This is a genomic window from Rummeliibacillus stabekisii, from assembly GCF_007988965.1.
Lineage (GTDB): Bacteria > Bacillota > Bacilli > Bacillales_A > Planococcaceae > Rummeliibacillus > Rummeliibacillus stabekisii.
Genome location: NZ_BJVD01000013.1, coordinates 1 through 25,035 on the forward strand (window position 1 = coordinate 1; position 25,035 = coordinate 25,035).

General features: G+C 36.8%; 27 protein-coding genes, 6 tRNA genes and 2 pseudogenes. 26 read left to right on the plus strand and 9 right to left on the minus strand.

Annotation, left to right across the window (positions count from 1 at the left end; all coding sequences use genetic code 11):
• Window positions 1-284: 284 nt before the first annotated feature.
• The 14 genes from RST01_RS14670 to glmS all read left to right on the plus strand — a co-directional run bounded on the left by RST01_RS14670 (window position 285) and on the right by glmS (window position 10,236).
• Window positions 285-357, plus strand: a tRNA-Thr gene (locus tag RST01_RS14670).
• Window positions 358-459: 102 nt separating this feature from the next.
• Window positions 460-534 (plus strand) — tRNA-Glu (locus RST01_RS14675).
• Window positions 535-554: 20 nt separating this feature from the next.
• A tRNA-Val gene (locus RST01_RS14680) sits at window positions 555-630 on the plus strand.
• A gap of 6 nt (window positions 631-636) precedes the next feature.
• A tRNA-Tyr gene (locus RST01_RS14685) sits at window positions 637-720 on the plus strand.
• Window positions 721-725: 5 nt separating this feature from the next.
• Window positions 726-800 (plus strand) — tRNA-Gln (locus RST01_RS14690).
• 4 nt (window positions 801-804) lie between these two features.
• Window positions 805-877: transfer RNA gene (locus RST01_RS14695), tRNA-Lys, on the plus strand.
• A gap of 176 nt (window positions 878-1,053) precedes the next feature.
• Complete coding sequence (rocF, locus tag RST01_RS14700; RefSeq protein ID WP_066790722.1) at window positions 1,054-1,956, plus strand: arginase; 903 nt, start codon at window positions 1,054-1,056, stop codon at window positions 1,954-1,956.
• Between the two features lie 347 nt (window positions 1,957-2,303).
• On the plus strand, window positions 2,304-2,867 hold the full coding sequence (sigW, locus tag RST01_RS14705) for an RNA polymerase sigma factor SigW (RefSeq protein WP_147197949.1): 564 nt from the start codon (window positions 2,304-2,306) through the stop codon (window positions 2,865-2,867).
• Between the two features lie 13 nt (window positions 2,868-2,880).
• Window positions 2,881-3,501, plus strand: coding sequence for a zf-HC2 domain-containing protein (locus RST01_RS14710; RefSeq protein WP_147197951.1), 621 nt, complete (start codon window positions 2,881-2,883; stop codon window positions 3,499-3,501).
• 231 nt (window positions 3,502-3,732) lie between these two features.
• Window positions 3,733-4,575: a diadenylate cyclase CdaA gene (cdaA, locus tag RST01_RS14715; RefSeq protein WP_147197953.1), complete on the plus strand. Its 843-nt coding sequence runs from the start codon at window positions 3,733-3,735 to the stop codon at window positions 4,573-4,575.
• Complete coding sequence (locus RST01_RS14720) at window positions 4,575-5,894, plus strand: CdaR family protein (RefSeq protein WP_147197955.1); 1,320 nt, start codon at window positions 4,575-4,577, stop codon at window positions 5,892-5,894. Before cdaA ends, RST01_RS14720 begins: the two co-directional genes overlap by 1 nt.
• A 76-nt stretch (window positions 5,895-5,970) precedes the next feature.
• On the plus strand, window positions 5,971-7,323 hold the full coding sequence (glmM, locus tag RST01_RS14725) for a phosphoglucosamine mutase (protein ID WP_147197957.1): 1,353 nt from the start codon (window positions 5,971-5,973) through the stop codon (window positions 7,321-7,323).
• Between the two features lie 107 nt (window positions 7,324-7,430).
• A complete protein-coding gene (locus RST01_RS14730) occupies window positions 7,431-7,949 on the plus strand; it encodes a type 1 glutamine amidotransferase domain-containing protein (protein WP_184117595.1) in 519 nt (172 codons plus the stop codon).
• Window positions 7,950-8,433: 484 nt separating this feature from the next.
• Entirely contained in the window at window positions 8,434-10,236 is a 1,803-nt protein-coding gene (gene glmS, locus RST01_RS14735; RefSeq protein ID WP_147198048.1) for a glutamine--fructose-6-phosphate transaminase (isomerizing), read from the plus strand.
• 167 nt (window positions 10,237-10,403) lie between these two features.
• On the opposite strand, the gene RST01_RS14740 is transcribed toward glmS, so the two are convergent.
• The 4 genes from RST01_RS14740 to RST01_RS14755 form a co-directional block, all read right to left on the minus strand.
• Window positions 10,404-11,237 (minus strand): undecaprenyl-diphosphate phosphatase, encoded by an 834-nt coding sequence (locus RST01_RS14740; RefSeq protein WP_147197960.1) that lies wholly within the window; start codon window positions 11,235-11,237, stop codon window positions 10,404-10,406.
• Window positions 11,237-11,986 carry an ABC transporter permease gene (locus RST01_RS14745; RefSeq protein ID WP_147197962.1) on the minus strand — a complete coding sequence of 250 codons (750 nt, stop codon included), beginning with the start codon at window positions 11,984-11,986 and terminating at the stop codon, window positions 11,237-11,239. The genes RST01_RS14740 and RST01_RS14745 overlap by 1 nt, the downstream gene beginning before the upstream one ends.
• Window positions 11,979-12,896, minus strand: coding sequence for an ABC transporter ATP-binding protein (locus tag RST01_RS14750; RefSeq protein WP_147197964.1), 918 nt, complete (start codon window positions 12,894-12,896; stop codon window positions 11,979-11,981). The genes RST01_RS14745 and RST01_RS14750 overlap by 8 nt, the downstream gene beginning before the upstream one ends.
• Before the next feature lie 158 nt (window positions 12,897-13,054).
• Complete coding sequence (locus tag RST01_RS14755; protein ID WP_147197966.1) at window positions 13,055-13,669, minus strand: helix-turn-helix domain-containing protein; 615 nt, start codon at window positions 13,667-13,669, stop codon at window positions 13,055-13,057.
• A 366-nt stretch (window positions 13,670-14,035) separates the two neighbouring features.
• Here RST01_RS14755 and RST01_RS14760 point away from each other — a divergent pair.
• Window positions 14,036-14,527 (plus strand): annotated as a pseudogene (locus tag RST01_RS14760) (DUF2716 domain-containing protein).
• 125 nt (window positions 14,528-14,652) lie between these two features.
• Complete coding sequence (locus RST01_RS14765) at window positions 14,653-15,108, plus strand: GNAT family N-acetyltransferase (protein ID WP_147197968.1); 456 nt, start codon at window positions 14,653-14,655, stop codon at window positions 15,106-15,108.
• Window positions 15,109-15,202: 94 nt separating this feature from the next.
• On the opposite strand, the pseudogene RST01_RS16225 reads toward RST01_RS14765, so the two are convergent.
• The 3 genes and pseudogenes from RST01_RS16225 to RST01_RS14780 all read right to left on the minus strand — a co-directional run.
• A pseudogene (locus tag RST01_RS16225) lies at window positions 15,203-15,316 on the minus strand (GNAT family N-acetyltransferase); the annotation flags it as partial.
• Between the two features lie 70 nt (window positions 15,317-15,386).
• Window positions 15,387-15,842, minus strand: coding sequence for a GNAT family N-acetyltransferase (locus RST01_RS14775; RefSeq protein ID WP_147197970.1), 456 nt, complete (start codon window positions 15,840-15,842; stop codon window positions 15,387-15,389).
• Window positions 15,843-15,873: 31 nt separating this feature from the next.
• A complete protein-coding gene (locus RST01_RS14780) occupies window positions 15,874-16,647 on the minus strand; it encodes a Cof-type HAD-IIB family hydrolase (RefSeq protein ID WP_147197972.1) in 774 nt (257 codons plus the stop codon).
• A gap of 206 nt (window positions 16,648-16,853) precedes the next feature.
• On the opposite strand from RST01_RS14780, the gene RST01_RS14785 reads away from it, so the two are divergent.
• The 3 genes from RST01_RS14785 (at window position 16,854) to RST01_RS14795 (ending at window position 18,556) form a co-directional block, all read left to right on the plus strand.
• Window positions 16,854-17,168: an ArsR/SmtB family transcription factor gene (locus RST01_RS14785; RefSeq protein ID WP_147197974.1), complete on the plus strand. Its 315-nt coding sequence runs from the start codon at window positions 16,854-16,856 to the stop codon at window positions 17,166-17,168.
• 2 nt (window positions 17,169-17,170) lie between these two features.
• The gene (gene arsB, locus RST01_RS14790) at window positions 17,171-18,217 is read left to right on the plus strand and encodes an ACR3 family arsenite efflux transporter (protein ID WP_147197976.1); all 1,047 of its coding nucleotides are present in this window, start codon (window positions 17,171-17,173) and stop codon (window positions 18,215-18,217) included.
• Window positions 18,218-18,355: 138 nt separating this feature from the next.
• Complete coding sequence (locus tag RST01_RS14795; protein ID WP_147197978.1) at window positions 18,356-18,556, plus strand: hypothetical protein; 201 nt, start codon at window positions 18,356-18,358, stop codon at window positions 18,554-18,556.
• Between the two features lie 120 nt (window positions 18,557-18,676).
• Here the strand turns inward: RST01_RS14795 and RST01_RS14800 are convergent, their stop codons facing one another.
• Window positions 18,677-19,072 carry a VOC family protein gene (locus RST01_RS14800; RefSeq protein WP_147197980.1) on the minus strand — a complete coding sequence of 132 codons (396 nt, stop codon included), beginning with the start codon at window positions 19,070-19,072 and terminating at the stop codon, window positions 18,677-18,679.
• Window positions 19,073-19,356: 284 nt separating this feature from the next.
• Here RST01_RS14800 and RST01_RS14805 point away from each other — a divergent pair, with 284 nt between their 5' ends.
• Window positions 19,357-20,448, plus strand: coding sequence for a DUF2157 domain-containing protein (locus RST01_RS14805; RefSeq protein WP_147197982.1), 1,092 nt, complete (start codon window positions 19,357-19,359; stop codon window positions 20,446-20,448).
• Window positions 20,435-21,016, plus strand: a complete 582-nt coding sequence (locus tag RST01_RS14810; RefSeq protein ID WP_147197983.1) for a GDYXXLXY domain-containing protein — start codon at window positions 20,435-20,437, stop codon at window positions 21,014-21,016. Before RST01_RS14805 ends, RST01_RS14810 begins: the two co-directional genes overlap by 14 nt.
• A 45-nt stretch (window positions 21,017-21,061) precedes the next feature.
• Here the strand turns inward: RST01_RS14810 and RST01_RS14815 are convergent, their stop codons facing one another.
• A complete protein-coding gene (locus RST01_RS14815) occupies window positions 21,062-22,318 on the minus strand; it encodes a helix-turn-helix domain-containing protein (RefSeq protein WP_147197985.1) in 1,257 nt (418 codons plus the stop codon).
• 130 nt (window positions 22,319-22,448) lie between these two features.
• On the opposite strand from RST01_RS14815, the gene RST01_RS14820 reads away from it, so the two are divergent.
• From RST01_RS14820 to RST01_RS14840, 5 genes are all read left to right on the plus strand, one after another.
• Window positions 22,449-23,207 (plus strand): SDR family NAD(P)-dependent oxidoreductase, encoded by a 759-nt coding sequence (locus RST01_RS14820; RefSeq protein ID WP_147197987.1) that lies wholly within the window; start codon window positions 22,449-22,451, stop codon window positions 23,205-23,207.
• 200 nt (window positions 23,208-23,407) lie between these two features.
• On the plus strand, window positions 23,408-23,668 hold the full coding sequence (locus RST01_RS14825; RefSeq protein ID WP_066790563.1) for a metal-sensitive transcriptional regulator: 261 nt from the start codon (window positions 23,408-23,410) through the stop codon (window positions 23,666-23,668).
• 58 nt (window positions 23,669-23,726) lie between these two features.
• Window positions 23,727-24,074 carry a rhodanese-like domain-containing protein gene (locus RST01_RS14830; protein WP_147197989.1) on the plus strand — a complete coding sequence of 116 codons (348 nt, stop codon included), beginning with the start codon at window positions 23,727-23,729 and terminating at the stop codon, window positions 24,072-24,074.
• A 23-nt stretch (window positions 24,075-24,097) separates the two neighbouring features.
• Complete coding sequence (locus RST01_RS14835; RefSeq protein WP_147197991.1) at window positions 24,098-24,394, plus strand: rhodanese-like domain-containing protein; 297 nt, start codon at window positions 24,098-24,100, stop codon at window positions 24,392-24,394.
• Window positions 24,395-24,441: 47 nt separating this feature from the next.
• Entirely contained in the window at window positions 24,442-25,008 is a 567-nt protein-coding gene (locus tag RST01_RS14840; protein ID WP_147197993.1) for a sulfurtransferase TusA family protein, read from the plus strand.
• Window positions 25,009-25,035 lie beyond the last annotated feature (27 nt).

Sequence of the window (25,035 nt, forward strand, 5' to 3'; positions counted from 1 at the left end):
GGACGTTGCTAGGCATATTAAGACACTGCTGATTCAATCAGTAGTGTCTTTTTTATTACATAAAATGTGAAGGCTTGTTGCCGTATAAATAGCCTTGAGATAGTTTTCTAATCATCACTTATTGTTTAAATGAAGGTAAGAGACTTCATCCTATATAAAAATAATTTATTTAGTTAAAGTAATCAAATAGTTTTTCATTATATTGTTGACAAAAGATTGTATCCAATTTACAATTAAAAATGTCTTTACCATTAGGATTAATGTCGTACTATAATCTAATATATGCTTCCATAGCTCAGTAGGTAGAGTGCTTCCATGGTAAGGAAGAGGTCACCGGTTCAAGCCCGGTTGGAAGCTTATTTATAAAGGTTAAACTTTTTAGGTTAAAACTGTTGCTTTTTAAAAATTAGTATGGTAAAATAATTCTTGTCTTGTTAAAGAGATATACATAAAGCGGATGGCCCCTTGGTCAAGCGGTTAAGACACCGCCCTTTCACGGCGGTAACACGGGTTCGAATCCCGTAGGGGTCACCATCTTATATAACTAATATTGTGGAGGATTAGCTCAGCTGGGAGAGCATCTGCCTTACAAGCAGAGGGTCGGCGGTTCGATCCCGTCATCCTCCACCATTTGTCGGAGGGGTAGCGAAGTGGCTAAACGCGGCGGACTGTAAATCCGCTCCTTCGGGTTCGGCAGTTCGAATCTGCCCCCCTCCACCATCTATTGGGGTATAGCCAAGCGGTAAGGCAACGGATTTTGATTCCGTCATGCCCTGGTTCGAATCCAGGTACCCCAGCCATTTTGAGTCATTAGCTCAGTTGGTAGAGCATCTGACTTTTAATCAGAGGGTCGTAGGTTCGAATCCTACATGACTCATTTCTTATATAAAACCTTCTTCTATTATTAGAAGAAGGTTTTTTGTTGTTTCTAAATAAGTATAGATTCTAGTATTCCAGTTTTCTTTTTGAATAAACATACAAAAAAATGTGACGTTGAGCCATCCCTATAAAAGCGGTTACAATATTAGCAGAATACAAAGGGGGTATTTAATAATGAATACATCATTAAACATCACAATGATTGGGGTACCAATGGACTTAGGTCAACAACGCAGGGGTGTAGACATGGGGCCGAGCGCCATCCGTTACGCAGGCGTGCATGAACGTTTAGAAACGATTGGACATACGGTAGAGGATTTGGGGAATATCGTCATTGAACCTGCAAAAGAAGAGCCAAACACAAAACTACGCAATTTATCAGCTGTATTGAAAGCAAATACAGAGCTAGCTAATAAAGTGAATGAAATGGTTAAAGAAGAACACTTCCCATTAGTATTGGGCGGAGATCACAGCATTGCCATTGGTACTTTAGCAGGTCTCTCAGATCACTATAGCAATTTAGGTGTTATTTGGTATGATGCGCATGCAGATATGAATACAAGCGATACATCACCATCAGGTAACATTCATGGTATGCCACTTGCTATAAGCATGGGTTTGGGACATGATAGTTTAGTAAACATTAGAAACTATGCACCTAAAGTGAAACCAGAAAACATCATTATCATTGGGGCACGCTCAGTGGATGAAGGCGAAAAAGAACTTATCCGGGAAAAAGGCATTAAAGTGTATTCAATGCATGAAATTGATCGTTTAGGCATGACATATATTATGCAAGATGCAATCAACTACTTAAAGGACAGAAATGTAGATGGTGTTCATTTATCACTTGATTTAGACGGTATTGATCCAATCTATACACCAGGTGTAGGGACTCCAGTTCCAGGCGGTATTACATATCGAGAAAGCCATTTAGCAATGGAAATGTTGCATGAATCAAATCTTATTACTTCTGCAGAATTTGTTGAAGTAAACCCTATTTTAGATGAAAAGAATCAAACAGCTGAAGTAGCGGTAGCATTAATGGGTTCTTTATTTGGGGAAAAGCTAGTATAAAAATGGGCGACTGCCCATTTTTTTTTATTTTAATTTACAAAATGGAAAACATAAATTAAAAATGTTGGATATTTCCTTCCTGATTCTTGTTATAATAAAGTGATGTAACAATCAAAGAAGATTACTAAACATCATTTTTTTTATCTAGGTGGAATGATAAGAGACCCTATGAAACTATTTGCTAGTTTCAAGAGTTTTTGGACTGTAGGTTTCTTATCTAATCATCACATGTCCTATAAGTTTTATGATGGAAACACGTTAGGTGATAAAATTTAATGATGAAAAAATGAAACCAAACAAGACTGCGATACGTATAGTATGTAGCCGCATGGCGGAGGGGAATTCACATGGACTCGATCACGAACAAAAGAATAAAGCAAGTGCTGAAAGGTGACCAGCATGCGTATTCCGAAATTGTAAGCCTCTATCAACAGAAGGTCTACCAAATATGTTATCGTATGCTTAATAATCAGCATGAAGCAGAAGATATTGCGCAAGAAGCTTTTATACGGGCCTATACTAATTTACATACGTTTGATCTCAATCGGAAATTCTCAACCTGGCTTTTCCGGATTGCTACAAACTTATGTATAGACCGTATAAGAAAAAAGAAACCTGACTATTATTTAGATGCAGAGGTAGCAGGTACTGACGGGCTTGATATGTATTCTCAGATTTCTTCACCGGATCGATTGCCGGAAGAAGAAGTAGAAGGAATGGAATTGCAGGAGCGCATTCAATACGAAATCAGCTGTTTATCCGAAAAATATCGGACAGTGATTATCTTAAAATATATCGAAGAACTGTCGTTGCAAGAGATTAGTGAAATTTTGAATATACCGCTTGGAACGGTTAAAACACGTATACATCGCGGGCGTGAAGCTTTAAGAAAGCAACTAAGCAATTTGTAGGAGGGGTTTCACAATGAATACATGCCCTAAAGAGATTGTGCAATATATGCATGAATATCTAGATGGGGATATTGCCAGTGAGCATGAGCAAGAGCTTCAAAAACATTTGTACAATTGCTCAGATTGCCGAAAGCATATGCAAGAGTTGGAAAATACAATTGCATTTGTGAAAGGCGCCATCGCTATCGCCACTCCTCCCCGTTTTGTAGATCAGGTTATGCAGCGGCTTCCTAGGAGAAAAATGAAATACGGATTTCAACGTTTTATCCGCAGACATCCAATTGCTATTGCTGCCGCTTTATTTTGCATTTTTATGAGCGCATCCTTTCTGTCGGGCTATAAAAATGATCAACAGTTTTCATATACAAAACAGCCAAACTTGCAGGTTGAGGGGCAAACGGTCATTGTGCCTGAAGGTGAAACGATAAAAGGCGATCTTCTTGTCAAAAATGGAGATATTCTTGTGAAGGGTGCAGTTGATGGCGATATAACCGTGATCAACGGAAAGTATATGGCGTCCTCTGCCAACGTGACAGGGCAAATCGAGGAAATCGATGAAATGTTTGAGTGGCTATGGTATAAGATAAAAAACAGTGCTAAAAAAGCATGGTCTATTATAGATAATAATGAATAAACTAATGATTAAGTCTGCTATCACAGTAGGCTTTTCTGTTTTATCCCGTATTATGAAGCTACAAGAGACTTACTTTAAACTTTAATAAACTGAATACTGTTCGTAAAGGCCCAAATGGCAATGGGGCTAAAAGAATGTCATTGCTTGTAAGGCCACTTCATCCGGGCAGAAAATAGAGCAGTTATGCTATACTTGATATAAACGTACTCGCTAGAAAAGTGGGGGATCCACATGTCTTTTATTAATGAATTTACACAGTTTACAAACAATCAATGGGTAAGAATGATTTTAAACGTCATCGACATTCTGTTGGTCTGGTTGGTTATCTATAATATTCTTATATTAATCCGTGGTACAAAGGCCGTTCAGCTTTTAAAAGGCATATTCGTCATTATTATCATTCGGATTATTACAGTTTATTTTGGATTGACTACACTTGGCTGGATGACAAAACAGGTAATTGAATTTGGATTTTTAGCCATTATTATTATCTTCCAACCTGAATTGCGTCGAGCACTCGAGCAATTGGGGCGAGGCAAGTTGTTTGCTAGAAGTAATATGCAGGAGGAAGAAGAACAAACTCGGCTAGTTACTGCTATGTCCAAATCAGTAAGCTATATGGCTAAACGAAGAATTGGCGCCCTTATCTCCATTGAGAGAGAAACAGGTCTGAATGAGTATATCGAGACAGGGATACCGATGTATTCTGAGATTTCTTCAGAATTAATTATAAATATCTTTATCCCGAATACACCGCTTCATGATGGAGCAGTTATTGTACAAAAAAATAAAGTTGCAGCCGCTGCTTGTTATCTACCGCTTTCTGAAAGTCCTTTTATTTCGAAGGAATTGGGAACGCGTCATCGTGCTGCGATAGGCATTAGTGAAGTGACAGATGCAATTACTGTGGTCGTCTCTGAGGAAACAGGAGCTATCAGTTTGACGATCAACGGGGACTTGCACCGTGACTTATCAATTGAAGAGTTTGAGGTCCGCCTGCGAAATGCTTGGTTCGGAGGAGCTACTAATTCAGTAGGCACTTCTAAATGGAGCTTATGGGGGGATAAAAAATAATGGATAAACTTTTTGAGAGTCCATGGTTTCTTCGTATTATGGCGCTCCTGTTATCACTTTTAATATTCTTTACCGTTAAGTCAGAGACGAGCACAGACAATTACACAACAACGACATCTGACCGCCAAGCGGAAGTGATAAAGGATGTGCCAGTAGAAGTCCTTTACGATAGCGAAAATTTAATTGTTTCTGATGTTCCTAAGACAGTGGATGTATCTATTAAAGGACCGCTTGCAGTTGTTCTGCAGACAAAAGCATTTAAAGACTATCATGTTTATTTAGATCTCAGCAAAGAGACAATTGGAGAGCACAAGGTTAAATTTAAATCCAAAGGCTTCTCAGATAAGCTGAATGTACAAATTGAGCCGTCTACCATCAATGTATCAATAGAGGAAAAGGTAACAAAGACATTCAAAATTGACCCTGACTTTAATGAAAGCAGACTATCGCCGAATTATTTCATTAAAACGATGACGGCGAATCCAAGTGAAGTGACTGTCACTGGTGCCAAAAGTGTTATTGACAACATCGCCTATATTAAAGCCATGTTATCTAGTGACGGTAACATTAATGAGTCTTTCACAAAAGATGCACCTGTTAAAGTACTGGATCGCGATATGAATAAGTTAGACGTCTCGGTTACTCCAGCTACAGTATCAGTTAAAGTTGATATTGGTGAATACAGCAAAGAAGTTCCTCTATCACTTAATATAAAAGGATCGCCAAAGGGTAAGAAAGTAAAATCGATTAAAGCAGAAGAAACGATGATTACATTATTCGGTTCTAAAAATGACTTGGAGAAGATTCAATCTCTTCCTGTCGATGTTGATGTTACTAAACTTAAAAAATCCGGCGATATATCCGTAAACTTGGATAAGCCCAATGGTGTGACAAAGTTATCATTCAATCAATTACGTGTACATGTAATAGTAGATGACACATCTTCATCTTCTGGTTCAGATCAAAATCAAGAGAAAGAAAAAGAAGACAAAAATGCAGACAATGAAGAAACAAAAGTAACAGAAGCACCCGTTTCTACCTCTACTGTTACGTTAAACGATATAGCCGTTAGCATAGAAAATTTAGACACTGACCAGTATGAAATAGAAGGCAATGCCAACCATTTTGTATCTGTTCTTGTGACTGGCGAAAAGCAACGACTTGCCAATATAGCCAAATCAGATATTCGGTTATATGTGGATGCAAAAGATGTAAAAGAGGGTATAAACAATCTGGAGATTATGGGTGAAAGCCCAAAAGGAACTACATGGAAGGCAAATCCAAATACAATGAAACTAAAAATTAGCCAAATTTCATAAAGTGAAACTCCATAAAAGCAGGGGTTTCTTCTAGTTCATAAAATTGCATTTAGAGTTTTGAAGGAGAGAATACACAATGGGTAAATATTTCGGTACAGATGGCGTACGCGGAGTCGCCAATAGTGAACTAACACCAGAATTAGCATTTAAATTAGGGCGCTTCGGCGGCTATGTTTTGACAAAGGAAACAAGAGAACGCCCTAAAGTTCTAATTGGACGAGATACGCGTATTTCCGGGGAAATGTTAGAAGGTGCACTTGTAGCTGGTCTCTTATCAGTAGGAGCAGAAGTAATGCGTTTAGGCGTCATTAGCACACCAGGAGTCGCTTATTTAACTCGTGCGATGAGTGCGCAAGCAGGCGTTATGATTTCTGCATCTCACAATCCGGTAGAGGATAACGGCATTAAATTCTTTGGTCCCGACGGCTTTAAGCTATCTGATGCGGAAGAAGCAGAGATCGAAGCGTTACTTGACCAAGAACATGATGATTTGCCACGTCCAACTGGTGGAGCACTTGGCACTGTCAGCGACTACTTCGAGGGCGGTCAAAAGTACATCCAGTATTTAAAACAAACTGTATATGAAGAATTTACAAATATTCATATTGTGTTAGACTGCGCGCATGGTGCGACATCTTCACTTGCAACTCATCTGTTTGCTGACTTGGAAGCTGACCTTTCTACAATGGGGTCATCACCAAACGGCTTAAATATTAATGATGGAGTAGGTTCTACACATCCTGAGAAACTAGCACAGTTGGTTGTAGATAAAGGGGCAGATATCGGTCTTGCCTTCGATGGTGACGGAGACCGATTGATTGCTGTAGACGAAAATGGAAATATCGTTGACGGCGACCAAATCATGTATATCTGTGCCAAACATATGCATGAAGAGGGAAAACTGAAGCATGAAACAGTTGTATCTACAGTGATGAGTAATATGGGCTTTTATAAAGGATTAGAAGAACACGGTATGCATAGTGTTCAAACTAAAGTGGGAGACCGCTATGTTGTAGAAGCAATGCGCGAAGGAAATTACAATGTTGGTGGGGAGCAATCTGGCCATATTGTATTCTTAGACTACAATACAACAGGTGATGGCATGCTTACTGGTTTACAGCTTGTCAATACCATGAAAGTCACAGGCAAAAAGCTGTCAGAATTAGCTGCAGAAATGACGATTTATCCTCAAAAGTTGATCAATGTACGTGTAACAGATAAGCATGCTGTGACAGATAACGCTAAAGTAGCAGCAACTATTACTGAAGTTGAACAAGAAATGAACGGCGAAGGTCGTGTCTTAGTACGCCCATCTGGTACAGAGCCATTAGTGCGTGTCATGGTGGAAGCACCGACAAGTGAAAAATGTGAAGCATACTGCACCCAAATCGCTGCTGTTGTCAGCGAGGAAATGGGATTAAAAGAATAATAAAGCAAAAAAGGAACTCATATAAGAGTTCCTTTTTTTGTTTAAAATTTGGCGATTGTGGAAAAGTACAAGTAGAGGCCAATAACGGCCCTATCTATGAAAAGGAGATGTTATCATTGGCTAAAGTAGCAACAGTAGTAACAAACCTAGTAGAAGATGTAGAATACACAGAACCTGTTAAAGCCCTTCGTGATGCAGGTCATGAAGTCGTAACAGTTGAAAAAACAGCAGGCGGCGAAGTTGAAGGGAAACATGGCACTAAAATTCAAGTCGACAAATCAATCGATGATGTAAAAGTAGACGACTTTGACGCATTATTGATTCCAGGTGGTTTTTCACCTGACCAATTGCGTGCAGATGAACGTTTCGTGAATTTCGCAAAAGCTTTCATGGATGCGAAAAAACCAGTATTTGCGATTTGCCACGGACCGCAATTATTAATCACTGCCAAAACACTAGATGGTCGTCACGCAACTGGCTATAAATCTATTCAAGTCGATATGGAAAATGCCGGTGTCAATTTCCAAGATAAAGAAGTGGTGGTATGCGAAAATCAACTGGTAACAAGTCGTACACCTGATGATATTCCTGCATTCAACCGTGAGATTGTCAATTTATTAAAATAGCCTAGACCGATACAATAGGAGCTAATCGAAAGAGCCTTCTTTCGATTAGCTTTTTACATTACGTTTATAGTAAGCAACTAAAGGGTAATAGTGACATATGATAGTTATATCATCAAACTTGCAATTTTATAATTGACTAAAAAAAGACTTTTCAAGTATGATGAACATGCTGATTCTTTTTAAGTTAAGATCAGCACATGCTAAGGAGGATTGTATGTAAGCAAAAATCGGAAAAACAGTTATAGCGCCAGTACTGAAGAAATCGTGAATCTTCAGTAGACGAGGTGGAGGAGTATCGAAGTTTTCGGCGGATGCCTCCCGATCGCAATGCCCGATCGTTATCTTGCTTTTAAAGGACTCAAGTGATTGAGTAGACAGGAAAGCAAGAAGGCAAATTAGCAGCTGCATATGAATGACTTCGCCTGTAATAGGGGAAGCTTATTTACACGCGGCTAATTTGGCAAAGTTCGGAGGAAATATAGTTATGTGTGGTATTGTTGGATATAATGGTTTACTTGATGCGAAAGAAATTCTATTAAAAGGATTAGAAAAACTAGAATATAGAGGTTATGATTCTGCAGGGATTGGCCTATGCACAGAAGATGGAGTTGCAGTATTTAAAGAAAAAGGCCGTATCGCTGATTTACGCAGTATTGTCGATGAAAGAGCAGCCGCTACTGTGGGCATTGGTCATACACGCTGGGCAACACATGGTGTGCCAAATCAGCTGAACGCTCATCCTCACCAAAGTGCGTCAGGCCGTTTTACATTAGTGCATAATGGTGTATTAGAAAACTATCATCACTTGCAAGATGAATATCTAAACGGAGTTCAGCTAAAATCTGATACAGATACAGAAGTGCTTGTCCAATTGGTTGAGAAATTTGTAGAGGACGGCATGGCAACAGAAGAAGCATTCCGCCATACGTTAACACTTGTACACGGTTCTTATGCCCTTGCTTTATTGGATGCAGAAGAATGTGACACGATTTATGTAGCTAAAAACAAAAGCCCGCTTTTAGTAGGGGTAGGCGAAGGGTTTAATGTAGTAGCATCTGATGCGATGGCAATGCTACAAGTAACAGATCAATTTATCGAATTGCATGATGAAGAAGTTGTCATTGTTCGCAAAGACTCTATTGTAATTCAAAAACTTGATGGCACAGTAGTAGAACGTGCACCTTACACTGCAGAGCTAGATATGAGCGATATCGAAAAAGGCACATATCCACACTACATGCTAAAAGAAATCGATGAACAACCTGGCGTAGTTCGCAAAATTGTTCAAAACTATGAAGATGAAGAAGGCAACCTAGTGATTCCTTCTGACATCGCCAATGCTTTACATGATGCAGATCGACTTTATATCATTGCAGCAGGTACTAGCTATCATGCAGGCCTTGTTGGCAAACAATACTTTGAGAAAATGGCAGGCATCCCTGTCGAAGTGCATATCTCAAGTGAATTCGGCTATAATATGCCGTTATTATCAGAAAAGCCATTCTTTATTTTCATCTCACAATCAGGCGAAACAGCAGATAGCCGTCAAGTGCTTGTGAAAATTAAGGAATTAGGCCATCCGATTTTAACTATTACGAATGTACCTGGCTCGACTTTATCACGTGAAGCGGATTACACATTGTTATTGCATGCAGGCCCTGAAATTGCCGTAGCCTCTACTAAAGCATATGTTGCACAAGTAGCCGTACTTGCAATCGTTGCCTATGTAGAAGCACAAGCGAAAGGCAAAGCACTGGACTTTGATTTAAAAGCAGAGCTTGGCATTGCAGCAAACAACATTCAAACAATCGTTGATCATAAAGAAGACATGGAACACGTAGCAGCAGATTTCTTGGAAACAACACGTAATGCTTTCTTTATCGGCCGCTCAATCGACTTCTATCTAAGCTTAGAAGGAGCACTTAAGCTAAAAGAAATCTCTTATATCCAAGCGGAAGGGTTTGCTGGTGGAGAGCTAAAACACGGTACAATCGCATTAATTGAAGATGGTACGCCTGTATTTGCGCTTATTACACAAAAAGAAGTAAGCCTTAACCTAAGAGGTAATGTGAAAGAGGTAACCACTCGTGGTGCCAACGCTTGCATTATTTCGATGGAAGGCATGGAAGAACCAGGAGACACAATCGTCCTTCCTCCTGTGCATCCACTTCTAACGCCGCTTGTATCAGTTGTTCCATTACAATTGATCAGCTATTATGCATCCCTTGCACGGGGCTGTGATGTGGATAAACCAAGGAATTTGGCTAAGTCTGTTACAGTAGAATAAGTTAATGCAAAATAAATAAGACAAGATGAAAACCCCCTTAGATTTTGTTATCTAAGGGGGTAACTTTATAACTTTATTTAGACGTAAAAAGTGTTGGTCTTCATTTCCTTAAAGGTAAAGGGATGTGTCTGCTATACAGCAGGTAAGCATTTAAGAAAATGTTTTATCTATAAAATAATCGTTATCAGTATAACAAGAATTCCAAGGGCAATTCGATACCAACCAAACGCCTTGAAATCATGTTTTTTGATATATCCCATAAGGAATTTTATCACCAGAACAGACACCGCAAATGCAACCGCCATACCAATTCCCAAGATAAGCAATTCTTCAATTGTGAAGGAAAAACCAAATTTCAGTATTTTAATGGTACTTAAACCAAACATAACAGGAACCGCAAGGAAAAATGTAAATTCAGCTGCTGCAACTCTTGATACACCAATCAGTAGTGCACCTATAATTGTAGCACCCGAGCGAGAAGTACCGGGGATAATAGAAAGCACTTGAAATAACCCAATCAAAAAAGCCATTCTGTAGGTAATGTCGTCTAACTTTTTAGTAGTTGGCACCCGCCTATTATTCCATATTTCAATGACAATAAATGCTATACCATAGAAAATGAGAGCAGCAGCAATCACCATTGGAGTATGAAAATGGGCGTCAATATAATCGTCAAAAAGGATAGTTATGATAGCCCCTGGGATACAGGCAACCACTACTTTATACCAAAGCGAAAGGGTATCTTTTTTAATGATAGGCAGTGTTTTATCCCTAAATTGAAAAGGAAACATTTTCTTCCAAAACATAACGACCACTGCGAGTATTGCTCCAAGTTGAATGACCACAAAAAACATTTCCTTAAATGCTTCGCTCATATTAAGAGTAATAAACTTGTCCACGAGAAGCATATGCCCTGTGCTGCTGATAGGTAGCCATTCTGTTATTCCCTCTACTACACCAAGAAATATAGCTTTCATTATTTCTATAAAATGAAGTGCCATTATTTCAAATCCTCCTTTTGAAAGTGGTTAAATGTCAACCAAAATCCAATAAGAGACACAAAAGCAATAATTCCTATGACCAGAGGAATTGAATAACCTGTACTTTTCAATTTACCCTCTATCAAGAAAAAGGTAGCTGTCCATGGGTATAATGCTCCCAGGTCCTGATTGCTAAGAGCTGCGCTCCCCATGACTATAACTGCAGAAGCAATCACTGGCGTAACAAATCCTCTTGTTTTTTGAGCGATATAAGCAAAGGGGGAGACTGTTAAAAACATAAGTATACTGCCAAGTAAAAACTTTAGAAGCCACCCGATGGCAACACGCAAGTTATAGCTTTCCATGCCAAAAACAGCATAATATAGCCCGGATAAAATTAAAATACCTATCCATGTTACCAATGTAAGCATAGTGATCCAAAGAAATAGGGTACAAAACTTACCTAGCATAAGTTTTATCCTAGAAATCGGTATGGGCAACATGGTTTTTAAAGTATTTTCCGTATACTCTCTGCTAAATAAGTAAGCGGTAATTGCCACATAAATCATCATATTTGTTAATAGCATAATGTACAGCAGACTGTCATGATATATATCAGCCAATGTAAATACAAGGTCTGGATGTTTAAAATGGGTTTGTATAGATTCTACCAACATCATACATGGTATAGACATGACACCTAAAATACTGATAAGTACCATTTTTGAACGCTTTAATTTTGATAGTTCGCAGGAAATAAGATTAAGCAATCCCACCACCTCCGATCAATTCAGAAAAGTAATCCTCCAGATTCTCCTCATCTGTATTTATCTTTGTTACCAATAGTCCATTTTCTACGAAAGCTCTGTTGATTTCTCCTGGGTTATGGTTGAAATCATAAACTTTTATTGAATTACCCTGTATAGAATAGTCTGTAATCTGATAATAATCTTCTAATATTTTTACAGCTATTTTCGCATCAGATAAATCAAATTCAATATACCGGCGTTTGCGCTTGTGGAGTTCCACCATGTTTACTTCCTCAACCAAGCGACCTTCATGCATAACGCCAATAATATCTGCAATTTGTTCAATTTCATTTAAAACATGACTAGAAATGAAAATCGTGGTTCCTTTGGTACGGCTAAGTTCAGATAGGAACGAGCGAATTTCGGATATTCCAATGGGGTCGAGCCCGTTAATTGGTTCATCGAGTATCAGCAACTCGGGCTCATGCATAATTGCTGCGGCAATACCAAGACGCTGCTTCATTCCTAAAGAATAGTCAGCAAACACCTTACTTTTTTCTTTATCCAAACCGACAACTTCCAGTGCTTTCTGTACAGAGTTTTTACCAAGCAGCCCTCGCAGTTTGGCGAGAATTTGTAAGTTTTCCCGGCCTGTTAAATTATTATAAAAACCTGGCGTTTCAATAATAGAGCCTATTTTGCTATAAATGGTGCGGGTGTTTTCTGTGTGACTTGTGCCAAACAATTGGATTGCTCCTTCTGTTGGATAGACAAGTTGTAACATCATTTTCATTGCAGTAGTTTTCCCTGCTCCGTTTCTCCCGAGCAGACCATAGATCTTACCTTTTGGCACATGAAGATTGATGTTATTAACAACGGTAGCATTTCCGTATTGTTTGGTAAGATTTTCTGTTTCAATGACATATTCCATATACATCTGTCCTTTCTTTGAGTGAATTGCTGTTTGCTCTAAACTGCAATTTTATTATCAGCTCAAATGTAAAAAGAAACGAGAAACCTATTGTCACAATAGAAAAAAGCTCCGACACTTTGCGTGTCAGAGCCTATTTCAAAGGGTTTTCGGTATTTTTATTTTGTTTGACCTTGCTTCATCAGTACATATATCTTCATTACAAAAAGTAAAAATAAGAGCGTCGTTACATATGGTTCCCTTGCTGCTGCAAAGAAACAGATTGCCAAAACTCCTATTACAACAGAGCTTTTTTTAGTAAGGTTGTAACTAGATTCTTTTTCAAAGTGAACAAATAGAACAGTGGCGAAACCAAGTCCAATCATGGTAATAAAAATAGCCCAATAAATAATAAGCATTACCCATGTTGTCTCGGTAAAAGATAGAAGATTGACGGAGTGAATATAACTACCATCCGATTTTCCGTACAATGGTAGAACAATAAATGCAATCGCTATTATGTCTAATATTCCACTGATAAAGCTATAGATTTTTTTAAGGTTAGAGCGATTCTCTGTTTCAGCAAGACTTATTAGTTCCTCTCCTGATAATAATTCGTCTATAGAAACCGAAAAAAGTTTAGCTATACATTTGAGAGATTCAATATTAGGATAGCCTTTACCACTTTCCCATTTTGAAATAGCTGACCTTGATACATATAGTTGCTCTGCAAGTTGCTCTTGTGTGAGGTTATTCTGTTTTCTAAGCTGTTGCAGTTTTTCGTTAAACTCCATTGTTATCCTCCTGTTGATTTTTTGTTTTCCGCCCTGTCAAAAGGTATCTTTGCGTATGTAGAAATAAGCCAGATTCCGCTGAACGTTCATTACGAGGAATACGGTTGCCTCACAAAGTTTTTGTACTCGTCACTCTGAAATGAGATATACAATCTTATAACTCACCTGAAGCCTCACTTTTGAACAGAAATTAATATACTTAATTATATAAGAAAATCTATATATTAACATATTGATATGGAGGTCATTTATTTAAACGAGTATGCACATTTATCAAATGCTACAATAATGTCATAACAAAGTTAAGATTTCAGATTATAAGCGTTGTTTAACTGTTTAGGCGAGTATAGGAGAAGAGAATATTCAATGAGGAATTGGGTTCCACTTTCAAAAAAGGAATATGGTCAAAATTGGAACAGGATATATAGAGACTTCAAATTCAAACCAAGTACGTCTATATTTCCCTCTTTTAAGGTTCCACATCCTTATATAACTTATAATATTTCCGATTATTTCGGAGAGTCAACAGATTTAGATGCTTATGATGAACTTGAAGGAAGAGTGTAAGATGCATTTAAAGAGTGCACAATGCATGGAGAACATATATTAGCACTCGATTGGCAACACGAATGTTATTGGATAAATCCACGCTTGGAATTTGAAAGGGATGAATTCGGAGAATGGGCTATACCAATATTTCCGAATGGTGATTACTATTTTGTTATTCAGAAGGATTTTAAATGGGGCTTTTTAGGACACCCTTGGGAAAATAGTATAACTATATTTGGAAAAGAACTAATAGATGCTTTTAATAAAAACAAGCCTAGAATGTTTCGTAAGATTTTAAGACAGGGCTAATTCTTTAACTTTATATAGCATTGTAATAAATGAGTTCCCAACTTTAAGTCATATATATAAAGAGATACGAAAAATGCCAAGAAGGCATAGATAGAAAAAAAATTATCTAATCGGGGGTAAGGGATTTGATTAAAGAAATTGATATGACGAAATCGAAATTTGCTAATGAAGTATTAAATGTTCAATTGTTATCGTATAAAGTAGAAGCAGAGTTAATAGATTTTTATGAACTGCCGCCACTTAAAGATACAGTTGAGAGCTTGCAACAAAGCGGAGAAACTTTTTATGGTTTTTATATAAAAGAAGAGCTAAGCGGAATCATTTCTATAAAGATAGAAGAGGGTGTAATGGATATACACCGATTATTTGTCCATCCTAAACATTTTAGAAAGGGCATTGCTAGGGAACTATTAGATTTCATTCAAAGCATTCGAAAAGAATTTCAAACAATTATTGTTTCAACAAGCTCTAAAAATGCACCTGCAATAAACTTTTATAAAAAGAATGGATTTGTAGAATTAAAAGAAATGATGGTTGATGGAGGTCTAACGTTGACCATGCTTGAGAAGAAATTGCAGTAAGAAAAAATTGCAGTAAGAAAAAGTTATCCTTTATGATTTGCAATATATGCATATCATAAAGGATAACTCTATTGACAAGAGTTTAGCGTTATAGTCAGTTAAGTAACTTTTTCTCAAGGATGATCTTATGTAATCCTTTTTCATCAGTATAAGTTTTTATCACATCAAATCCATTTTTAATATTGAGTAATAGCATACCGCGCCATTTTAATGTCCAATTTGATATGTCTCCTTTTAAGTAGCGAGCTATATTTTATAGATTCATTTTGAAGAGATAATTACGGTTTCTCCAATTCCCAATTCAGCATATTGTTTTTAGGTTCTGTTCTTTTCATTTGCAGTTTTTCTAAGACCCTTATGGAAGAGTGGTTATCATGCAAGCATTCAGCGACTACTTTTTCTACTTTTCCAGTGGAGAAAGCCCAGTTAATTATTTCTTTCACGGCTTCTGTTGCATACCCTTTCTTTTGAGCGGAGGGGATAATTGCATAGCCTACTTCCACTGTTTTTTGTGAATCAGGTTTTCCTTTAAATCCCATATCGCCAATAATCGTATGATCTTCTTTATTGATCACAAGCCATACACCCCATCCTGAAAGAGAAGGGTCATCTTTTAATGCTAACAAATACATATCTACATGTAGACCGATTACATAATCTTCGGTTTTTGAAAACTCCTGTAATGACTCTTTAGTGCACGGTGTGATTATAAGTCTTTCAGTTTGTAGTTCCATTTATATCTCCTTTTAATTAAACTATCGGGAGCTATATAATCCCGATTTTTTTTAAAGCAAAAGATATACCATCTTCGTTAGATTTTTTAGTGACAAAGTCTGCAACCTTTTTCAATTCCTCATGGCCATTCTCCATGGCAATACCTAGTGCTACAGATTCCAACATATCAATATCATTCTCTCCGTCACCAAATGCAATGGCTTCTGACTTATCGAATCCAAAATAGTTTAAAACTTTATTAATCGCTAATGATTTGGAAATATCCTCCTGCAAAACATTCAATATAAAAGGATGCCACCTTTTAAATAGTAGATTTGGGAATTTTAATTTATAGCTTTTCATCATGTCATCGTCTGCGAAAAAGCACATTAAGTACACTTCAAGATTATGTATATGTGGGTTTGAAGCAGGATAATCACTCAATGATAAAGTTTCCTTTAAGGCCTTTAATATGTTTTCATTCTTTACGCCATTCATAGAGAAATCTTCCGTATAGAATGATAGGGCATGATTTTCAGTAGCGGCAAATTTAATAAAAGAGCGCAAAATGTCTCGATCCATAGGTACTTTATGAACGACATGTTCTTTATGTTTCACATATCCACCATTAGCAGTTATAAAGGTATCAATGCCTAATGCCCTTAACTCGTTACACATGGATAAGGGTCTACCTGTTGCGACGACAACCTTTAAACCCTTTCCTTTTAAAGCTAAGATGGCCCCTTTAGTGCTCTCTGAGATACTGCCGTCTCTATGGTCTGTCAAAGTCCCATCCACATCAAAAAATACAATCTTATAACCCATTGGAAGTCTCCTTTTGAAAGATAAAAGTCAGTATACTTAATTATATAAAAAATCTATATATTAACAAATCAATAAATTTCGTCATCTTTTAATTATGAGTAATTAAATAGTAAGCTGAGTGTCACGAATTTTATACTCTTGCATATTTTAATAAATAAGCGTACGGTTATATAAGGTAATGCTTATATATAAATGAGGTGATGAGTATGGATTTACAATTGATGGAGAAGCAGCTCAAAGCGGTTAGTGATTCTAATCGATTAAAGTTGTTAGCCAGTTTGAAGAATGGTGAGGTTTGTGTATGTGATTTGGTTGATATATTGCAAGTTTCACAACCAGCTGTAAGCCAGCAGCTACGTAAATTAAAAGAAGCTAATATTATTCTAGAAAGAAAAAAAGGGACATGGAAGCACTATAGATTAAATGATAGTCAAACGCCTTATATCCAAGCCATCATTGATGAATTAGCGCCTATCCCATTGAAAAATTGCCTTTGCTCGATTAACGAAGGGGAGGCATAAATGTGAGTAAGCCATTAACAAAACAATTATCATTTCTCGATCGTTATTTAACGGTATGGATTTTCGTTGCGATGGGTTTAGGGATTGTGCTGAGCATGATTGCTCCTTCGTTTAAGGATACATTAGATAAATTATCTGTCGGTACAACATCTATTCCGATTGCCATAGGCCTTATAGTGATGCTGTATCCTCCACTGGCAAAAGTAAAATATGAGGAAATGTGGAGAGTATTTAAGGATTGGAAAGTATTAGTCCTGTCTTTGTTGCAAAATTGGCTTTTAGGTCCATTTTTAATGTTCTTCTTAGCAATCATATTTTTACATGATTATCCAGAGTATATGGCCGGACTGATTATGATTGGTATTGCACGTTGTATTGCTATGGTTATAGTATGGAACGATTTAGCGAGAGGGGATAGTGAATACGTAGCTGGTTTAGTAGCATTTAATTCCATATTCCAAATACTGTTCTACTCAACTTTTGCTTATTTCTTCTTAAATGTCATGCCTGGTTGGTTTGGTATGGAGAATTTATCGCTAACAATCTCCATGTGGGACATCACTAAAAGTGTCCTAACTTATCTAGGTATTCCATTTGCTGCAGGCATTTTAACGCGACTTATCGGTATTAGATTGAAGGGGAAAGAGTGGTACCAAGAGAAATTCATCCCTAAAATTTCACCTCTTACATTAATCGCTTTGTTGTTTACAATCATCATGATGTTTTCATTAAAAGGGGACAAAATTGTTGCCTTACCACTTGATGTGTTACGCATTGCAGTACCATTATTGATTTACTTCTTAATTATGTTTGTAGTGTCATTCTTTGCTTCAAGGAAAGCTGGAGCAAGTTATCCAGTGACATCTGCCCTGTCCTTTACAGCTGCAAGCAACAACTTTGAGTTAGCTATTGCAGTGGCTGTAGCTGTATTTGGTATAAATAGTGGCGAAGCATTCGCAGCAGTTATTGGACCGTTAGTAGAAGTGCCTGTTCTCATAGCGTTAGTAGGTGTTTCGTTGAAGTGGAAAGACAGATATTTTAAGTGCTGATAGAAGGGTCTTAAGCATAAAAATATATAATTTTAAAAACAAATACCTAGAGCTTCTAGGTTTTGTTTTTAATTTAAATATAAGTAATTGCTTATGTAATTTAGAGAATTATTTTAAATGAATGTTAGGAGATTACAAATGATTGTTAATCATGCAAGTACGTTATCAGTAGAATATTTTATTCAATATCTAGAGTTAGTGATGAAGTCGAGACAAATTCCTTTAAAAGAAGCAGAACAATATATGAGCGAGCAATTTTTTAAAGAAAATCCACAGTTGTATGGAGAAAGCACAGCATCGCATTTTAGAGAAGCAATCAATCGAATTGAAATGAAATGAAGTGTTGAATTCAATTTGTTACTGGTGAAGATCTGTACCAAATCACTAACCTAGAGAAAAAGAAAAGAACTGAAGTAGAGCGTATCAGTTCTTTCTTTTTTAATGGATATTTAGACTGCTTTATGGTGCAGTTACCATCCAGGTAACCCCGTATTTATCTACAAGGTCTCCATAGTATTCGCCCCAAACTTGTTTTTCAAATGGATGCTTAAATTCGCCGCCTTCGCCAAGCTTTGCATATACCTCTTTAGCTTCATCCTCACTATCATATGTTAATGCAAGACTGATGCTGGTATTAAGAGGTGCCTGTTCTAAAGTATCGGACATCATAAGCGTATTGCCTCCAGCCACCTTCACAGCTAGATGCATCACCTTATCCTTTATTGCTTCTGGGGTTCCTGGGGTTTCGCCATATGTTTTAAGTGTAATGATTTCCCCACCTAGGGCCTCTACATAAAAGTTCGCTTGTCCTTTAGCATCTGTAGACATTAGGTAAGGGTTTAATTGTATTCCCATTTTTAACAACCTCTCCAATATAAATTTTGTGTGAAGGATAAAGATTCTTTTAATCTATATACGCCCATTTTGCTTTAATATCCTTCTAAGATGTTTAAAATTTTTTAATTATAACATGGGGAACTGTTTTCAAAAATAAAGCGTCCAGGTTTGTAATACTTTTACAAAAGAGTAACGGATATACGGTATTATAGGTATGTATCATAATTATTTTTGAATTTACGTACTATAACATAGTGGGAAATAAAGAGAAATTGGTGAAAGATCGAAAGGGGGTCAGCAATATGAAAAGGTCTATTAAGAAGTCGGAATATCAATGGTTGAAGCGGGAATTGGACTTTTTTGAGAAAGAAGGATCCATTCAGGCTGCACAAAAAGAAGAACTTTTGGGGCACTACGAGGTAACGGGTGGTGCAAATTTTATCCGTATACTTCTTACGGTGGGTGCATTTTTGATTGGGATTGGGATGTTAAGTTTTATAGCAAGTAATTGGATGTATATGAGTAAAACAGTAAAGTTTCTGCTCATAATTATTTCAGTGATAGGAGTCAATGGTATCGGCCTTAAAGTAGAAAACCATAATCCAAAATTGGCCAGAACATTGTTTTATATAGGCTTTTTGTTTTATGGTGCGGGTATCTTCCTGACAGGGCAAATGTTTAACTTAGGAGGTTCTTTCCGAAATGCATTTTTGATATGGGCTTTAGGAGGGCTACCTATTGCATATGTCTTGAAAGATAAGTTGCTACTCATATTCATAACAGCTTTGCTATTTATCTATCAAATGAGTTACATGTTCGATGGAGAGACTTCGCTTCCATATATTATGCTGATCGTCCTGCCAATTATGTATCTTATCAGTAAGCATATCCACTATTCAGTTCCATATGTGTTCTGTATGAATATATTAACGGTTCAATTTGCTGTTTTACTAGCTTTTACTTTTATAGATTATGATAGTCCAATAGCCGTTCTTTCTATTTTATTTATATTTTTAATTGGTATAGTTATGCTATTTATTCCTGTGAAGGAAAAGCTGAAGGCTATATTTGAAATACAAGGTCACTTCATTCACGGTGTCAGTGGGATTATCCTAACATTTGGCTACTTCTGGAGAAATTCATTGTTTGGAGAATCATTTTATATTGTGTTTAGTTTGGCGTATTTAGTACTAGTGCTCTTCTTTATTAAGAGAGGTAGCCTGCTGAATATTATGATTCTGTGCGCACTAATTCTACGTTTTTATATAGATATTTCTTATGACTTCTTACCAAAATCATTGGTATTTGTTATAGGAGGAGCTATATTCATCGGCTTCGGTATTTATATAGATAAGCAAAGAAAGAAAGGGGGAAAGTCATTTGCTGAAGAATAACTGGAAGAAGTTGATTGCCTTTTCACTACCTATTCTTATATTGATAGGAATGTCTATTCCCCCATTTCTAACGATAACTACAGGAAACACGATAAAGCTAGAAACAAGACCTGTGGATCCCACTGATTTGTTCAGAGGGGATTATGTTAGATTAAACTACAAAGCAGAAGAGGTAAATATTTCGATATTAGACAAGGAATTAAAAGATTATTTTAAAGTGAATAACTCTTCTTTTTATGATAAGCCAGTAGTTGTCTATTCAGTCTTAGAGAAAAATAAAAATGGTATGGATATTGTGAAGCGTGTAGTAAAGGATCAACCTGAAGAAGGTATTTATTTAAAAGGGGAAATCAATTATTTTCCTTTGAACTCAAGCAATGAACCTGATAATCAAATTGTAGAAATTAATTATCAATTAGATAAATTCTTTGTCCCCGAAAATACAGGGAAGGACTTAGAAAATGCCATTAATCGGCCGGTAAATAAGAACACTTCTGCCATAGCAACTATTAAAGTACGAAAAGGGCATGCGATTTTAGACAAAGTGGAAATTCAATCGACGAAATAGATTAATTTAAAACGCAGGTCCTCTCAGTGAGGGGCCTGCGTGTTTTTAGGTTTCACTAGACTGATGATCAGAAAAATGAGCATTTCTAAACTGCCGGGGAGTTAAGCTCGTGTATTTTTTAAAGGTTTTTATAAAATAACTTTGATCATGGAAGTTTAGCCAGGTACCAATATCTGAAATAGAGTAATTTGTTAAAAGTAATAGTTTCTTTGCTTCTCCAACGCGTTGTCGTTGCATGTATTCACTTATTGGTATTCCAACTTCTTTTTTGAATAGTGATGATAAGTAATTTGGACTTAAATGACATACTTCTGCAAGCTGATCGAGAGTGATTTCCTCGTAAAGATGATCATAAATATAGTGATGACAAGTAGTTATTGTGGGAGAATATTTTTCAGTTTTTATTTGGTTCACCCGATTGGTAAAATCCTTTATAGCTTCTTCCGTTAATTTTAAAATGGTTTTTAAGGTTCCTAATTCCTCAATACGTTGGATATAGAAATCACTTAAAGTGAAGGCAGTTTCATCGTTTAATCCCCCTTCGATAGCCGCTCTACAAACAAGAGCTATTCCCGTTATCATTAAGTTTTTTTCACTTCTAAGGCGATTTCGTTTCGATAATAATCCTAATTCTGCCTCACCGATAATAGAGTAATCAAAAATATCCTGTAATTTATCAATTCGTCCGTTTTTGACATAATCAAGCAATATTTGCTCATAGGAAAGATTGGAATGAAAGATGAAATTTCTCCTTCCTTTTGACAGTTCAAGTTCTGGATTTTCAGTTTCAATGATATCTAAGGCTAATGCCTTATTATTTTGAATTACCATCGATTGATCTAGCTTTTTTTGGTACACCAAATAATAAACCAAGAGACTAATCGTTAGAAAGTGCTCACTGTCGATAATGGGAATGGATTGATAATATTCAATGAGTTTTCTTTTATGAAGCTTTCCTTTAAAAGAATCAAAAATTTTACTCACATCCTCATCCGTTACTTCGGATACAAGGGTCGGACCTAAAATAATGGTGCCCCAAAATGAATTTTTATTCTTCAGGTTAATAAAGAAAAAATTCAATTTAGAATTTGAAAAAAAGATAGGAAAGTCATGTGGGCTTTCTTCATAAGTGTAGACGCTGATTTGCTTTTTGATTTGATTATAATATGGGTTATCTCTTAGGTTTTTCCCTGAAAATTCATGTTCTATTTCACCAAACTGATTGAGGTAAAAAACAGGTATATCATGAACTTTATAAATCATCTCACATATATAATGTAAATCCTGTATAGCTATTTCCATATAGAATATACTCCCTTAAAATTTTTTATGGAGCGTAGATAAGAACTATTAATCGTAAGATAATACAATATTAATTTATAAACAAGTAATAAAATCATGGATGTAAGCTAATAAAAGGGAGGAAATGAACATGGAATTAGCAGGTAAAGTAGCTGTCATAACTGGAGCAGGAAGCGGAATTGGGAGAGCAAGCAGTCTAAAACTAGCAGGTAACGGTGCAACAGTGGTGTTGGTCGACTTTAATCAAGAAACAGGGGAAGAAACATTAAATCTTGTAAAAGAACAAGGCGGAGAAGGTATCTTCGTAAAGGCTGATGTTTCAAAAACTGAAGATGTACAAAATTACGTAAAAAGTGCAATCGACACATACGGACGCATTGATATATTTTTCAATAACGCAGGTGTTATTCAACGATTCGCACCTTTTACTGCAGTAGAAGAATCTGAATTCGATCGTATTATGTCTATCAATGTAAAAGGTGTCTTCCTTGGAATGAAATATGTGTTGAAAGTGATGGAAGAGCAAGGAAGTGGTTCTGTCATTAATACAGCTTCTACTGCAGGAGTACGTCCTGAACATAGTGTAGCTGTATATTCTGCAAGTAAACATGCGGTTATAGGTTTAACAAAAGGTGCAGCACTTGAATATGCGAAAAAAGGAATTCGCATCAATGCACTTTGTCCAGGTGGGGTCAAAACAACCTTAACAACTAATGTTGAAGCTCAATTTGCAGAAGGTGGCTATGTTCCTGAAGAGGTTTCCAACATGAGAATGGGACGTTATGCTGACCCAGCAGAGCTTGCTGAAATGGTTGCTTACTTAGCTTCAGATAAAGCAAGCTATATGACAGGTTCAGTTGTTCTTGTCGATGGCGGTTTAACTTTATAATATAAGAGTTTATTTAATCCGTTTGCTTAACATTAACAAACGGATTTTTTACTACAGTCAGATCGCAAAATCTGCCTGTTTAATACGCACTTATTTAAACTAATTTAAAGAATGTTGCTTTTCTTTTGTTGACAATATACCACGAGGGGTATATTATTGCTTTATGAACAAGAGAACAAAGAGATGAGGAGGGGGTATGAATGAATTCCTATGACGATAAAGTCAAAAATCGAATGAAACGAATCGAGGGCCAACTCAGGGGAATATTAAAAATGATGGACGAAGGTAAAGACTGTAAGGCTGTCGTCACTCAATTATCAGCTGTGCGTTCTGGTGTTGACCGTACAATAGGAGTTATTGTGAGCCAAAACTTACAAGAATGCCTCTTGGAAGCAGCAAGTCAAGATGCTGCCAATGATTCGGTGCAAGAAGCAGTGGATTTGTTAGTTAAAAGTCGTTAAAATACGATTTTTATTTTTAATAAAATTATACCCTACATGGTATGTGAGGTGATTTTCTATGAGCATCTGGATTATTATTGCTATTGTGATTCTGTTTTTCCTTTGGCGGTTAAGGCCTGTTAAAGGAATTAAAACAATAACTACAGTTACATTAAACAGGATAATAGATGATAAAGATAAAGTATTTGTGGATGTAAGAACACCTGGTGAATATAAAACTCGGCATATTCGTCAGTTTAAAAATATTCCATTAGGATCGGACTTTTCGAAACTTCCGAAAGAGAAAGAGATTGTTGTGATTTGTCAAAGCGGAATGCGTAGCGCTCAAGCCTGCAAACAATTAAAAAAACTAGGCTATGAATACATTACAAATGTTCGTGGGGGCATGAGTGCTTGGAGAGGTTAATAAGTATTGTAGGAGGGTAAGCATTGAAAGAAATTACTGCAAAAGAAGTTCAACAACGTATAGAAAATGGTGAAAAGTTAAACCTAATTGATGTTCGTGAGGTAGATGAAGTACAAGCTGGCCATATTCCTGATATCATGCATATTCCACTAGGTTTGCTTGAATTTCGTATGCATGAGTTAGATAAAGGAAAACCCTATATTATGGTTTGTCGTTCTGGTGGACGTAGCGGCCAAGCAACACAATATTTACAAGGCTATGGGTTTGATGTAACAAATATGGCTGGTGGTATGCTTTCCTGGGAAGGTAATGTTGAGTAAATTTTTAATTTAAAATATACCCCACGTGGTAATAGGAGGTTTGTAAAATGCAAATAAAAGCAGATCAACAGCTAGATTGTAAGGGACTTGCTTGTCCTATGCCAATTGTCAAAACAAAAAAGGCAATGAATGAAGTAGAGGATGGTCAAATTTTAGAAGTTCAGGCTACAGACAAAGGTTCTATTGCAGATTTAAAAGCATGGAGTGAAAGTGTTGGCCATCAGTATCTTGGGACAATACAAGAAGATGGAGTGTTACTACATTACATCCGTAAAAGTTCTCATGACACTGGAGAAGAAAAGACATTTGAAAAAACCATTACGAATGATGAAGTAATTGATCGTGTTAGTAAAGGCGGCATAATTTTGGATGTGCGCGAAGAAGCAGAATATGCATTTGGCCACATTGAAGGTTCTAAATCTATACCGATGGGAGAATTAGAAAACCGTTTAGATGAACTAAATAAAGATCAAGAGATTTATGTCATTTGTCGTACAGGTACACGCAGTGATTTAGCAGCACGTAAACTCTCTGACAAAGGTTTTACAAAAGTCTATAATGTCCTACCTGGAATGGCTTCTTGGCAAGGGAAAATATCCCGCATTAACGGGTAGTAAGAGCCCCACCTTAATAGCGGTGGA

Coding starts and splice junctions, on each gene's coding strand:
- rocF (WP_066790722.1), top strand. CDS start 1,054: ATGAATACATCATTAAACATCACAATGATTGGGGTACCAATGGACTTA.
- sigW (WP_147197949.1), top strand. CDS start 2,304: ATGGACTCGATCACGAACAAAAGAATAAAGCAAGTGCTGAAAGGTGAC.
- RST01_RS14710 (WP_147197951.1), top strand. CDS start 2,881: ATGAATACATGCCCTAAAGAGATTGTGCAATATATGCATGAATATCTA.
- cdaA (WP_147197953.1), top strand. CDS start 3,733: ATGTCTTTTATTAATGAATTTACACAGTTTACAAACAATCAATGGGTA.
- RST01_RS14720 (WP_147197955.1), top strand. CDS start 4,575: ATGGATAAACTTTTTGAGAGTCCATGGTTTCTTCGTATTATGGCGCTC.
- glmM (WP_147197957.1), top strand. CDS start 5,971: ATGGGTAAATATTTCGGTACAGATGGCGTACGCGGAGTCGCCAATAGT.
- RST01_RS14730 (WP_184117595.1), top strand. CDS start 7,431: ATGTTATCATTGGCTAAAGTAGCAACAGTAGTAACAAACCTAGTAGAA.
- glmS (WP_147198048.1), top strand. CDS start 8,434: ATGTGTGGTATTGTTGGATATAATGGTTTACTTGATGCGAAAGAAATT.
- RST01_RS14740 (WP_147197960.1), bottom strand. CDS start 11,237: ATGGCACTTCATTTTATAGAAATAATGAAAGCTATATTTCTTGGTGTA.
- RST01_RS14750 (WP_147197964.1), bottom strand. CDS start 12,896: ATGGAATATGTCATTGAAACAGAAAATCTTACCAAACAATACGGAAAT.
- RST01_RS14755 (WP_147197966.1), bottom strand. CDS start 13,669: ATGGAGTTTAACGAAAAACTGCAACAGCTTAGAAAACAGAATAACCTC.
- RST01_RS14775 (WP_147197970.1), bottom strand. CDS start 15,842: ATGGAACTACAAACTGAAAGACTTATAATCACACCGTGCACTAAAGAG.
- RST01_RS14780 (WP_147197972.1), bottom strand. CDS start 16,647: ATGGGTTATAAGATTGTATTTTTTGATGTGGATGGGACTTTGACAGAC.
- RST01_RS14785 (WP_147197974.1), top strand. CDS start 16,854: ATGGATTTACAATTGATGGAGAAGCAGCTCAAAGCGGTTAGTGATTCT.
- RST01_RS14795 (WP_147197978.1), top strand. CDS start 18,356: ATGATTGTTAATCATGCAAGTACGTTATCAGTAGAATATTTTATTCAA.
- RST01_RS14800 (WP_147197980.1), bottom strand. CDS start 19,072: ATGGGAATACAATTAAACCCTTACCTAATGTCTACAGATGCTAAAGGA.
- RST01_RS14805 (WP_147197982.1), top strand. CDS start 19,357: ATGAAAAGGTCTATTAAGAAGTCGGAATATCAATGGTTGAAGCGGGAA.
- RST01_RS14815 (WP_147197985.1), bottom strand. CDS start 22,318: ATGGAAATAGCTATACAGGATTTACATTATATATGTGAGATGATTTAT.
- RST01_RS14820 (WP_147197987.1), top strand. CDS start 22,449: ATGGAATTAGCAGGTAAAGTAGCTGTCATAACTGGAGCAGGAAGCGGA.
- RST01_RS14825 (WP_066790563.1), top strand. CDS start 23,408: ATGAATTCCTATGACGATAAAGTCAAAAATCGAATGAAACGAATCGAG.
- RST01_RS14830 (WP_147197989.1), top strand. CDS start 23,727: ATGAGCATCTGGATTATTATTGCTATTGTGATTCTGTTTTTCCTTTGG.
- RST01_RS14840 (WP_147197993.1), top strand. CDS start 24,442: ATGCAAATAAAAGCAGATCAACAGCTAGATTGTAAGGGACTTGCTTGT.